Genomic DNA, 11,906 nt, shown 5'->3' on the forward strand with positions numbered 1-11,906 from the left:
CATGCGCGATCGGGCGCAGCCGGCAAGGGGCGGGGACGACGGATGGCCAAAGAGGGCGCGGTGGTGGACGTCGCGATCATCGGTGCGGGGCCGGCGGGGCTGACCGCCGGCTATCTGCTGACCAAGGCGGGCTATTCGGTGGCGATCATCGAGAAGGATCCCGTCTATGTCGGCGGGATCAGCCGTACCGTGGAGCACAACGGCTTCCGCTTCGACATCGGCGGGCACCGCTTCTTCTCGCGGTCGAAGGAGGTCGTCGACCTCTGGAACGAGATCCTGCCGGACGATTTCATCGAACGCCCGCGGATGAGCCGCATCTATTACGAGGGCAAGTTCTACAGCTATCCGCTGCGCGCGTTCGAGGCGCTGGGCAATTTGGGGCTGGTGCGCTCGACGCTGTGCATGCTGAGCTTCGCCAAGGCGAAGCTGCTGCCCAACCGCCAAGTGAAGAGCTTCGAGGACTGGACCGTCAACGCCTTCGGCCGGAAGCTCTATTCGATCTTCTTCAAGACCTATACCGAGAAGGTGTGGGGGATGCCCTGCGACGAGATGAGCGCCGACTGGGCGGCGCAGCGGATCAAGGGGCTGTCGCTGTGGGGCGCGGTGGTCGACGGGCTGAAGCGGTCGCTGGGGCTGAACAAGGTGCCCAACGACGGGATGCAGACCAAGACGCTGCTGGAAAGCTTCCGCTACCCGCGGCTGGGGCCGGGGATGATGTGGGATGCCGCGCGCGACCGCATCGTGGAGCGCGGCGGGCATGTCATGATGGGCCATGCCCTGCGCCAGCTGACCTTCAACGGCGCGACGCAGCGGTGGACGGTCGCGGCGACGCACGGCGATGCGGGCGTGGCGATCAACGCCGCGCACGTCATCTCCTCGGCGCCGATGCGCGAGCTGGCCAGCCGGCTCCACCCGCTGCCCGCGACGCTGCCGGAGGCCGCGAACCTCAAGTATCGCGATTTCCTGACCGTCGCGCTGATGATCCGCTCGCCCGATCTGTTCCCGGACAACTGGATCTACATCCACGATCCCAAGGTGAAGGTCGGCCGCATCCAGAATTTCCGCAGCTGGTCGCCCGAAATGGTCCCCGATCCGGCGATCGCGTGCGTGGGCCTCGAATATTTCTGCTTCGAGGGCGACGGCCTGTGGTCGTCCAGTGACGAGGAACTGATCGCGCTGGCCACCGCCGAGATGGCCGCGCTGGGCCTGTGCGATCCCGCGCATGTCGAGGGCGGCGCGGTGGTGCGCCAGGAAAAGGCCTATCCCGTCTATGACGAGGATTATGCCCAGAACGTCGACATGCTGCGCCGCGAGATCGAGGCGCGCTATCCCACGCTCCACTGCGTCGGGCGCAACGGCATGCACCGCTACAACAACCAGGATCACGCGATGATGACCGCGATGCTGACCGTCCGCAATATCGAGGCCGGCGCGCGCGTCTACGACATCTGGGCGGTGAACGAGGATGCCGAATATCACGAGGCCGGCAGCGAGGGCGAAGCCGCCGCGCTCGCCAGCGTGCGGCAGGTGCCGGGCCGGCTGAAGGCGGCCTGACGCGCCGTCGGTCTGCCCCCTTGTCCGCCGACCTTCCCGCGCCGTCCGACGACCGCCGCTTCGTCGCGGCGGTGCTGGGCGGGTGGCTGTTCACCGCGCTGATCCTGCTGGCGATCAGCGCCGGCGATATCGCCGCGCTGCGCTTTCCCGATGCCGATGATGCGATGCGCATCGTCGAGGTACGCGACTGGCTGGCCGGACAGGGCTGGTTCGACGTCGCGCAGCACCGGCTGAACGGCGGCGCCTTCCCGATGCACTGGTCGCGGCTGGTCGACCTGCCGCTGGCCGCGGTCATGCTCGCGCTGCGCCCGCTGCTGGGGGCGGTCGCGGCCGATCGGGTCGCGGCGGTGCTGGTGCCGATGCTGACGCTGCTGGCGGCGATGGCGCTGGTCGCGTCGATCACCCGGCGCCTTGCGGGGATGGCGCCGGTGCCGCTGTCGGTGCTGATGATCGCCTTCGCCCCGCCGCTGCTGGCACAGATGCGCCCGCTGCGCATCGACCACCACGGGTGGCAGATCGTGCTGACGCTGGTGGCGGTGCGCGCGCTGCTGGCCGCGCCGTCGTGGCGCATGGGCGCGCTGGCGGGCGCGGCGCTGGGCGCGCTGCTGACCATATCGCTGGAAGGATTGCCGATCGCCGCCGCGATCGCGGCGATCGCGGTGCTCGTCTGGGCGTGGCGCCCGGTCGACGCGCGCGCGCCCGCGCTGGCGGTGGCGCTGTTCGTCACCGCCGCGCTGCTCCAGGCGGCGACGCGCGGGCCGGCGATGTGGGCGCCGGCGTGCGATGCGATGGCGCCGGGATGGATCGCGGCGCTGGGCGCAGCGGCGGCCGGCGTGCTGCTGGCGACGGCGGTGGCGCGGCTGGGCCTGCCGGCGCGGCTGGCGGCGCTGGCGCTGGGCGGCGCGCTGGCGGGCGGGGCGGTCGCGGCGCTGTCGCCCGCCTGCCTGTCGGGACCGTTCGCGACGCTGCCGCCGCGGGTGTTCCGCCTCTGGTACGTGCTCGTCCGGGAAGGCCGGCCGCTGTGGGAACAGGACATCGACTGGGCCGCGGTGACGATCGGCCTGCCGGTGATGGGGCTGGTCGGGGCGGTGCGCGCGCGCGCGCTGGCCGGCGATCCCGCCATCCGCGCGCGCTGGACGCTGCTGATCGCGTTGCAGGCGGCGGCGTTCGGGATCGCGATCATGGTCAATCGCGCGGGCGGCACCGCCAATGCGCTGGCGGTGCCCGGCGCGGCGACGCTGCTGCTGGCGCTGCTGACCCGCGCGCGGCGGATCGACTCCGCCGGCCCGCGCATCGTCGCGACGGTGGCTGCGTTCCTGCTCGCCTCGCCGGGACAGGTCGCCTCGCTCCTGACGCTGGTCGCGGGGACGACGGATGCGGCGGCGGAGGCGGGGCTGGTGGCGCATCGCCGCGCCTGCGCCAATGCCGCCGATATCGCGACGGTGGGCGCGTTGCCGCCGGCGACGCTGTTCGCGCCGATCGACGTCACCCCCGCGCTGCTGGCGGCGACCCCGCACCGCGCGATCGCGGGCGGATACCATCGCGGCGCGGCGGCGATGGACACGGTGATCCATGCCTTCACCGCCGCGCCCGACACCGCGCGCACGATCGTGCTGGCCAGCGGTGCGGACTATCTGGTCGCCTGCCCCGGAATGAACGAACTGGATCTCTACCGCTTCACCGCGCCGCAAGGATTGTGGGCGCGGCTGGAGCGCGGCGAGCGCGTCGCGTGGCTGCGCCCGGTGGCGGTGAAGGGGCCGGCACTGGCCTGGCGCGTCATCCGCCCCTTGCAGGGACCGCCCGCGAACCCCTAAGGCGCTGCGGATGCACGGGGACCGGCTCCATTGGTGGCAGACGCGCTGGTTCGTGATCGCGGCCGCGCTGGCGGCGTGCGTGCCGCTGATCTGGCCGGATATCCCGCCGATCGTCGACCTGCCCGGCCATATGGGCCGCTACCGCGTCCAGCTCGACCGCGATCTGTATCCGTGGTTCGACCAGTGGTTCCGCTTCCAATGGTCGCTGATCGGCAACCTGGGGGTCGATCTGCTGATCGAGCCGCTGGCGCCGCTGATCGGGCTGGAACCGGCGGTGAAGCTGATCGTGATGGCGATCCCGCTGCTGACGGTGGCGGGGCTGTTGTGGATCGCGCGCGAGGTGCACGGGCGCATCCCGCCCACCGCGCTGTTCGCGCTGCCGCTGGCCTACAGCTATCCGTTCCAGTTCGGCTTCGTCAATTTCGCGCTGTCGATGGGGCTGGCGCTGTGCCTGTTCGCCTTGTGGGTGCGGATGGCGCGGCAGGGGCGGATCGGCCTGCGCGCGGCCGTCTTCGTGCCGCTGTCGTGCCTGTTGTGGGTGTGCCACACGTTCGGCTGGGGCGTGCTGGGCGTGCTGGCCTTTTCCAGCGAGCTGATCCGCCAGCACGACCGGCGCGCTGATACCGGCGCCGGGCACTGGCTGGCGGCGTGGGTGCGCGCCGGGCTGGGCTGCGTCCCGCTGGCGCTGCCGATGCTGCTGATGGTCGCGTGGCGATCGGGCGACGACGTCACCGGGCAGACCGCCGACTTCTTCTACTGGCGCACCAAGATCGCCTGGGTGCTGATGGCGCTGCGCGACCGCTGGCTGTGGTTCGACGTGGGCAGCATGGCGGTCATCTACCTGGTGCTGTTCAAGGCGCTGCGCGATCCGCGCATCGGCTATTCGCGGCACCTGGGCCTGTCGGCGCTGTTCATGCTGGCGGTCTATATCGTGCTGCCGCGGATCGTGTTCGGATCGGCCTATGCCGACATGCGCATGGCGCCGTACATGGTCGCCATCGCGATCATCGCGATCCGGCCGAAACCGGGGACGACGATCCGCCACGGCGCGATCCTGGCGGGGCTGGGGCTGGCGTTCTTCCTGATCCGGCTGGGCGGCACCACGATCAGCTACTGGCAGTTCGATCGCGATTACGACACCGAACTGGCCGCGCTGCCGCACCTGCCGGTGGGGGCGAAGGTGATCGGCTTCGTCGGGCACAATTGCCACAACGCCTGGCGCATGTCGCGGCTGGAACACCTGCCCGCGATCGCGCTGGAACGGCGCATGGCCTATACCGACGATCAATGGTCGATGGCCGGCGCGCAGCTGCTGACCGTCCGCTATCGCGCCGCCGGCGGCTTCGCGCACGACCCGACGCAGATCGTGACCGAGGTGAAGTGCGCGCGCGAATGGTGGCGCCCGGTCAATTACGCGCTGGCGCGCTTCCCGCGCGATGCGTTCGACTATGTCTGGCTGATCCGCCCGCCCGCCTACAACCCGCGCTACACCGCCGGGCTGGTGCCGATCTGGCGCGCGGACGGAAGCGATTCGGTGCTGTTCCGCGTCGATCACGACGTGCCCGCGCCGACCGCGACCGACGAGGAACTGGGCGTGCCCAAATGGCTGATCGAGGCGATGAAGCGCCGCCGCGAACGGCAGGAACGGCGCGAACGGCTGGAACAGGTGCGCGCCGAGCAGAACCGGCTGACCGGGCACGACTGAGCGGGCACGACCGACCGGCACTACCCCTTGCGGAACGGGGTCAGCTCTTCCAGGAACGTCTGCTCGCTTTCCACCGCGGCGCGTTCGCGCGCGACGAAATCGGCGACCGCGCGGCGAAAATTGGGGTCGGGGATGTAATGCGCCGACCAGGTCGGCACCGGGGCATAGCCGCGCGCCAGCTTGTGCTCGCCCTGCGCGCCCGCCTCGACGCTCGCCAGCCCGCGTGCGATCGCCGCGTCGATCGCCTGGTAATAGCACAGCTCGAAATGCAGGAACGGCACGTCCTCGGTACAGCCCCAGTAGCGGCCGTACAGCGTGTCCGCCCCGATCAGGTTGAGCGCGCCCGCGATCGGCACCCCGTCGCGTTCCGCCAGGATCAGCAGGACGCGCTCGCCCAGCGCCGCGCCCAGCATCGGGAAGAACGCGCGCGTCAGGTACGGGCGCCCCCATTTGCGGCTGCCGGTATCCTGGTAGAACGTCCAGAAGGCGTCCCACTCGCGCTCGCCGATCGCCGCCCCGGTCAGGTGGCGGATCGTCAGCCCCTCGACCGCGGCGGCGCGTTCCTTGCGGATCGCCTTGCGCTTGCGGCTGGCCAGCGCGTCCAGGAAATCGTCGAACGTGGCATAGCCGTGGTTGGTCCAGTGGAACTGCGTCCCCTCGCGGATCAGCCAGCCGGCCGCCTCGAACGCGGGCAGCTGCGCCGGCGCGACGAAGGTGGCGTGCGCCGACGACAGCTGGTGCCGGTCGGTCACCGCCTCGATCGCGGCGATCAGCGCAGGCGCGGCGGCCGGATCGCGCAGCAGCAGCCGCGGGCCGGGCACGGGGGTGAAGGGCGCGGCCACCTGAAGCTTGGGATAATAGCTGCCGCCCGCGCGCTCCCACGCATCGGCCCAGCCGTGGTCGAAGACATATTCGCCCTGGCTGTGCGTCTTGGCATAGGCCGGCGCGATGGCGGCGGGGGCGCCATCAGCGCCGTCCACCACGATCGGGATCGGTTGCCACCCGCTGCGCCCGCCGACGCTGCCCGACCGTTCGAGCGCGGTCAGGAAGGCGTGGCCGACGAACGGGTTGGCGGCGCCGGCGCACGCATCCCACTGGTCCGCGGGGATGGCGGCGACGCCGTCGGCGATTCGCGCGGTAAGCGGGGTCATCGCGCCTGATGTAAGGCGCGCGCGGCCGCGATCAAAGGGCGGGCGCGACCTCGACGATCGCATCGACCTCCACCGCCGCGCCCAGCGGCAGCACCGCGACGCCCACCGCGGAGCGTGCGTGCCTGCCCGCGTCGCCGAACAGCTTGACCATCAGTTCCGACGCGCCGTTCGCCACCTTGGGCTGGTCGATGAAGTCGGGGGTGGAATTGACGAACACACCCAGCTTCACGATGCGCACGACGCGCTCCAGGTTGCCGATATGCGCCTTGATCTGCGCGACCAGCATCAGCGCGCAGCGCTGCGCCGCGTCCTGCCCCGCTTCCAGCGACACGTCGTCGCCCAGCCGCCCGGTGACGACCGCGCCGTCGCGGAACGGCAGCTGGCCGGAAATGTGGAGCAGCCCGCCCGCCTCGACGACGGGGACATAGGCGGCGACGGGGGCCGCGGCCTGCGGCAGTTCCAGCCCCAGTTCCTGGAGCGTGCGGTCGATGCGATCGGTCATGCGCGCTGCTTGCGGCGGCGCGCGCGCGCGGTCAAGCCGCTGCCGCCGCCGCTCCTGCGGCGAAGCGGTCGGCGATCCATTCGCGCGCCGCGCGCCAGTCGTCGATCCGTGCATGCGCCGCGGGCGCGGTGGGGACGCCGGGCGCCAGTTCCGGCTCCGACACCATATGCAGCCGCCATACGCCGGGGGCATGCTCGGCGACCGACTGGTGGTGGTGCGGCAGGTCGTCGACGAACACCGTGACGGGATCGCCATGTTCGGCGACCAACTGCGCCACCGGCCCGCCCTTGCCGCCCTGGTTGCATTCGACGCGATGCTCGATCCCGAAGGCGGTCAGCTGTTCGATGCGGTGCGTGCGGCAATCGTCCTGCAGGTTGGTGAGGATCACGATGTCCGCGCGCTCGGCCAGCCACGCCAGCGATTCGCGCGCGTGCGGCACCAGCGTCTGGCGCGCCATCTGGTGCGGGAAGAACCCGCCCAGGAAACCGCGCATCTCCTCCTGCGTCAGCGGCGGGCCGTCGCCGCGGCGCTTCATGTTCTTCGCCAGTTCCCAGCTGCCGAACGCGAAGTCGACGTCATGCGCCTCGTCCAGCCACGCGGAGAAGTGGCGCAGCATGTGCAGCAGCACTTCGTCGCAGTCGCAGATCAGCAGGGGGCGGGTCCCCCGGGGGTGGGGGCGCGTCATGCCGCCTGCTCCAGCGCCGCACGCGCCGCGACCAGCCGCACGGGCGTGGTGCCGGTCGCCTCGGCACAGGCGATCAGGTCCGGCTCATGCGCCTCCAGGAACGCCAGCACCGCCGCCAGCACTGCCGGCTCGCCCAGCCGCGCGCGCAGGTCGCCCGGTGCCAGCCCGGTCAGCGCCACCAGCCGCGCCGCGCGATCGTCGTCGCCCAGCGTCCAGCCGAGCGCGGCCAACGCCACCGTCGCGGCGTCAATCTGATTTGTGTCGGTCGGAACCATTCTCTATCGTCGCGCCGGAGGAGACCGATCCCGCGTGGCAAAAACCGTGCTCGTTGTCGAGGACAACGAACTGAACCTGAAGCTGTTCTGCGACCTGCTGCGCGCGCACGGCTTCGCCGTCGAGCCGGTACGCGACGGGCGCGAGGCGGTGGCGCGCGCGCGCGAGGTGACGCCCGACCTGATCGTCATGGACATCCAGATGCCGCATGTCACCGGCTACGAACTGATCCTGGAACTGAAGCAGGACGAGGCGCTGCGCCACATCCCGATCATGGCGGTCACTGCCTATGCCGGGCGCGAGGATGAGGAGCGGATCCGGGCCGCCGGCGCCAATGCCTATGTGTCGAAACCGATCACGCTGGCACGCTTCATGGCGGCGGTCAGCCAGTTGGTCTGACCCGACGCACGAAAAGAGCCGCTGGCAGCATGCCTGCGGCTCCCGGTAAACGTGATGACGAGTCGCGGCGTCGCGTCCTTGGCCTGGATCCCGGTCTTCGCCGGGATGACCGGACGGTCGCCTACGCGACTCGGCCGGTCACTTGATCTTGGCTTCCTTGAACTCGACATGCTTGCGCACGACCGGGTCGTACTTGTTGAAGCTCAGCTTCTCGGTCTTGGTGCGCGGATTCTTCTTGGTGACGTAGAAGAAGCCGGTGTCCGCGGTGCTGACGAGCTTGATCTTGACGGTGGTCGGCTTGGCCATGACCAATTCCTAAGCGAATGAACGAAAAATAGCGGCGAAGGCACCTCCGCCGCGACAGACGCGGGCGATTGGCGCAACTGCGCGCGCAAGTCAAGCGCCGCCCTGCGATTAAGCCCGCCGTAACCGGTGTGTGAGAGGCTGTCCATCGAGGAGCAGGACCGATGCAAGCCACTGATATCACGGATGTGAAGGCGGAACTGTCGCACCGTATCGCGGCGATCGAATGGCGCGGCGGGCCGGCGCGAATCGCCGGCGACGTCGATCGCATCCGCGCGATCGCGCACCGGCACCATATGCTGCCCGCGGTGACCGTGGCGCATCTGCTCGAATCGGCGCTGGCCCGCGGGGAGCGCGGCGCGCTGGTCCACCATTGGCTTGCGCTGCTGGCCGAGGCGGTGGCCAGTGACCGGCAGGACGAGGCCGCCTCCCGCGCCTTCGCCGCCGCCTGCACGGTCCGCTTCGCGCACTGATCGGGCGCCGATGGATGCGCTGATGGCGGCGCTGGTGCTGGGCGCGATCACCCAGGCCGGCGACCGGACCGGGTGGCTGGCGGCGATCCTGGCCGATCGCTGGCGCGCGCCCGCGCTGGTCGTCGCGGCCGCCGCGGTCGCGCTGGCGGTCAATTACGCGATCGGGGTCGCCGCCGGGCTGGCGGTCGCGCCGCTGCTGACGCCGGAGGCGCGGCTGCTGCTGCTCGCGCTCGCGCTGCTGCTGGCGGGGCTGGGGACCGGATGGCGGCATCGCCGGCCCGACGATCTGGCCGGCTGGCGGATCGGCCGCGCCGCCACCGCGCTGCTGGGGCTGTTCGTGATGGTGCTGGGCGACCGGATGCAGTTCGTCGCCGCGGCGCTGGGCGCGCGCAGCGTGCTGCCCTGGGCGGCGGCGGTCGGCGCGACGATCGGCGCGCTGGCGGTCGTCGCCGCGGCGGTGGCGCTGGGGGAGGCGGGGTGGCAGCGGCTGCCGCACCGCGCGATCCGGCTTGGCAGCGCGGCGGTGCTGACGATCGCGGGCGTGGTGACCGGCCTGTCGGCCCTTTCCTTGATCTGACGCCGCTGATCTGACGCACCGCTCACCCTGAACGAGATTCTTGCCGGAGCCATTCGCCGCGCGCGTCGTTACAGCAGCGATACCAAATCCCAGCCGCATGGAGCCGACCGTGGCAGAGACCAACCCCGCCCTGAAGACCCCGACCGATCTGGCGCGCAACGACACGCGCAGTGTCGCCGACGCGCTCAACGCCTCGCTGGCGGATTGCTACGCGCTGTACCTCAAGACCAAGAATTTCCACTGGCACGTGTCCGGCCCGCATTTCCGTGACTATCACCTGCTGATGGACGATCAGGCGGCGCAGATCCTGGCGGTGACCGATGCCATCGCCGAGCGTGTGCGCAAGACCGGCAACACCACCCTGCGCTCGATCGGCGACATTTCGCGCCGCCAGTCGATCGTCGACAACGACCGCGAATTCGTTGGCCCGGCCGACATGCTGGCCGAACTGCGCGACGACAACCTCAAGCTGGTCGAACGCTTCCGCGAGGTGAAGGACGCCGCCGAGGAAGCCAAGGACAATGCCACCAGCGGCATCGTCGACGAATGGACCGACCAGGCCGAGGAACGCGCCTGGTTCCTGTTCGAGGCCAGCCGCAAGGGCTGATCCGCATTTCCACCCCCACGTAACGGAGCGCCGCCATGCTGAAATGGGCCGTCATCTTCCTCATCGTCGGGCTGGTGCTGGGCGCACTCGGCTTCGGCGGCATCGGCGGCGCGTTCGTGGGGATCGCCAAGATCCTGTTCTTCATCGCGATCGCGCTGTTCGTCATCTTCCTCGTCCTGGGGCTGATCGCGGGCAAGGCGGTGAAGGACGCAATCGACTGAGCGTTCGATGTACGGCGCGGGGAGCGCGGCGGCCCGATGATGCGTTGCGCATGACATGCACGCCTTCGCCGCGCTCCTCGATGCCCTCATCTACACCCGGTCGCGCAACGCCAAGCTGAAGCTGATCGGCGACTATCTGCGCGCCACCCCCGATCCCGATCGCGGCTGGGCGCTCGCCGCGCTGACCGGGGAGATCGACATTCCCGGCGTGAAACCCGCGGTGATCCGCGCGCTGATCGAGGCGCGCGTCGATCCCGTGCTGTTCCGCATGAGCCGCGACTATGTCGGCGACACCGCCGAAACGGTCGCGCTGCTGTGGCCCGAACCGACGGTGCCGCCCGACGATACCGAATCGCTCGGCGTCGCCGCGGTGGTCGAGCGGCTGCTGCACCTGTCGCGCTCCGATGCGCCCGCCGCGCTGGCGGAGATGCTCGACCGGATGGACGCCGACGAACGCTTCGCGCTCATCAAGATGGCGACGGGGGGCCTGCGGGTCGGCGTATCCGCGCGGCTGGCGAAACAGGCGCTCGCCGATGCCTTCGGCCTCGATGTCGATGCGGTGGAGGAGGTGTGGCACGGCATCGACCCGCCCTATCCCGCGCTGTTCGCCTGGGCGGAGGGGACGGGGGAGCAGCCGACCGCCGCCGACGTGCCGGTGTTCCGCCCGTTCATGCTCGCGCATCCGCTGGAGGAATTGCGCGTCGACCTGGCCGATTATGCCGCCGAGTGGAAATGGGACGGCATCCGCGTCCAGCTGGTGCATGTCGCGGGGGAAACGCGCCTGTACAGCCGCACTGGCGACGACGTGACCCGCGCCTTCCCGGACGTCGCCGCCGCCTTTTCCACGTACGGCGCGGTGGACGGGGAGCTGATGGTGCGCGGCCAGGCGCAGGCGGGCGAGGCAGGCAGCTTCAACGCGCTCCAGCAGCGGCTCGGGCGCAAGCTGGTATCGGCGAAGATGCTGGCGGAGGCGCCGGCCTTCGTCCGCCTGTACGACATATTGTTCGACGGCGACGAGGATTTGCGCGCCCTGCCCTGGACCGCGCGGCGCGCACGGCTGGAGGCGTTCGCCGCGCGGCTCGATCCCGCGCGTTTCGACGTCAGCGCGGTGATCGACGCGCCCGATTTCACCGCGCTGGAGGGGATCCGCGCCGGCGCGCGCGACGCCGCGATCGAGGGGGTGATGCTCAAGCGGCGCGACAGCCCCTATGTCGCCGGGCGGCGCACCGGGCTGTGGTACAAATGGAAACGCGATCCGCTGACCGCCGATTGCGTGATGATGTACGCGCAGCGCGGCAACGGTCGGCGATCGTCCTATTACAGCGACTATACCTTCGGCTGCTGGACCGCCGAGGGCGAGTTGTTGCCGGTGGGCAAGGCCTATTCGGGGATCACCGACGAGGAACTGCGCCAGCTCGACCGGTTCGTGCGCGGGCACACGCTGGCGCGCTTCGGCCCGGTGCGCGAGGTGGAGAAGTCGCTGGTGCTGGAAATCGCGTTCGATTCGATCCACGAATCGAAACGCCACAAATCGGGCGTGGCGATGCGCTTCCCCCGCATCGCGCGCATCCGCACCGACAAGCCGGCCGAGGAAGCCGATACGCTGGAGGCGCTGCGCGCGCTGGTGACGTAGCGCGGATAG

Annotated in this window: 14 protein-coding genes; 9 read left to right on the top strand and 5 right to left on the bottom strand. The window is 70.4% G+C overall.

Annotated features, from left to right (window positions below; translation table 11 throughout):
• Positions 1–42: 42 nt before the first annotated feature.
• From COA07_RS07535 to COA07_RS07545, 3 genes are read left to right on the top strand one after another with little or no spacing between them, the layout of a single operon-like run.
• The gene (locus COA07_RS07535) at positions 43–1,554 is read left to right on the top strand and encodes an NAD(P)/FAD-dependent oxidoreductase (protein WP_066711561.1); all 1,512 of its coding nucleotides are present in this window, start codon (positions 43–45) and stop codon (positions 1,552–1,554) included.
• 20 nt (positions 1,555–1,574) lie between these two features.
• Positions 1,575–3,368, top strand: coding sequence for a hypothetical protein (locus tag COA07_RS07540; protein WP_096640745.1), 1,794 nt, complete (start codon positions 1,575–1,577; stop codon positions 3,366–3,368).
• Between the two features lie 10 nt (positions 3,369–3,378).
• A complete protein-coding gene (locus tag COA07_RS07545) occupies positions 3,379–5,073 on the top strand; it encodes a hypothetical protein (protein ID WP_245842063.1) in 1,695 nt (564 codons plus the stop codon).
• 20 nt (positions 5,074–5,093) lie between these two features.
• Here COA07_RS07545 and COA07_RS07550 read toward each other — a convergent pair whose 3' ends face one another.
• The 4 genes from COA07_RS07550 to COA07_RS07565 are packed head-to-tail and all read right to left on the bottom strand — an operon-like array spanning position 5,094 to position 7,686.
• Entirely contained in the window at positions 5,094–6,224 is a 1,131-nt protein-coding gene (locus COA07_RS07550; protein WP_066712799.1) for a GNAT family N-acetyltransferase, read from the bottom strand.
• 31 nt (positions 6,225–6,255) lie between these two features.
• Positions 6,256–6,726, bottom strand: a complete 471-nt coding sequence (locus tag COA07_RS07555) for a RidA family protein (protein WP_066712802.1) — start codon at positions 6,724–6,726, stop codon at positions 6,256–6,258.
• A 31-nt stretch (positions 6,727–6,757) separates the two neighbouring features.
• Positions 6,758–7,411, bottom strand: coding sequence for an HAD family hydrolase (locus tag COA07_RS07560; protein WP_066713610.1), 654 nt, complete (start codon positions 7,409–7,411; stop codon positions 6,758–6,760).
• Positions 7,408–7,686: a DUF3572 domain-containing protein gene (locus COA07_RS07565; RefSeq protein ID WP_066713601.1), complete on the bottom strand. Its 279-nt coding sequence runs from the start codon at positions 7,684–7,686 to the stop codon at positions 7,408–7,410. Before COA07_RS07565 ends, COA07_RS07560 begins: the two co-directional genes overlap by 4 nt.
• A gap of 34 nt (positions 7,687–7,720) precedes the next feature.
• On the opposite strand from COA07_RS07565, the gene COA07_RS07570 reads away from it, so the two are divergent.
• Positions 7,721–8,083 (top strand): response regulator, encoded by a 363-nt coding sequence (locus COA07_RS07570; RefSeq protein WP_066713606.1) that lies wholly within the window; start codon positions 7,721–7,723, stop codon positions 8,081–8,083.
• Between the two features lie 138 nt (positions 8,084–8,221).
• Here the strand turns inward: COA07_RS07570 and rpmG are convergent, their stop codons facing one another.
• Entirely contained in the window at positions 8,222–8,389 is a 168-nt protein-coding gene (rpmG, locus tag COA07_RS07575; protein WP_028967260.1) for a 50S ribosomal protein L33, read from the bottom strand.
• Between the two features lie 161 nt (positions 8,390–8,550).
• Between rpmG and COA07_RS07580 the strand changes: the two genes are divergently transcribed.
• From COA07_RS07580 to COA07_RS07600, 5 genes are all read left to right on the top strand, one after another.
• A complete protein-coding gene (locus COA07_RS07580; protein WP_066487211.1) occupies positions 8,551–8,859 on the top strand; it encodes a hypothetical protein in 309 nt (102 codons plus the stop codon).
• Between the two features lie 10 nt (positions 8,860–8,869).
• Complete coding sequence (locus COA07_RS07585) at positions 8,870–9,436, top strand: TMEM165/GDT1 family protein (protein WP_096640747.1); 567 nt, start codon at positions 8,870–8,872, stop codon at positions 9,434–9,436.
• A 97-nt stretch (positions 9,437–9,533) separates the two neighbouring features.
• Entirely contained in the window at positions 9,534–10,043 is a 510-nt protein-coding gene (locus tag COA07_RS07590) for a Dps family protein (RefSeq protein ID WP_066712623.1), read from the top strand.
• 35 nt (positions 10,044–10,078) lie between these two features.
• Entirely contained in the window at positions 10,079–10,264 is a 186-nt protein-coding gene (locus COA07_RS07595) for a DUF1328 domain-containing protein (protein ID WP_066712615.1), read from the top strand.
• A 55-nt stretch (positions 10,265–10,319) separates the two neighbouring features.
• Complete coding sequence (locus COA07_RS07600) at positions 10,320–11,897, top strand: cisplatin damage response ATP-dependent DNA ligase (protein WP_066712611.1); 1,578 nt, start codon at positions 10,320–10,322, stop codon at positions 11,895–11,897.
• The last annotated feature ends 9 nt before the right edge of the window (positions 11,898–11,906 follow it).

The sequence above is a fragment of the Sphingomonas adhaesiva genome, assembly GCF_002374855.1.
Lineage (GTDB): Bacteria > Pseudomonadota > Alphaproteobacteria > Sphingomonadales > Sphingomonadaceae > Sphingomonas > Sphingomonas adhaesiva.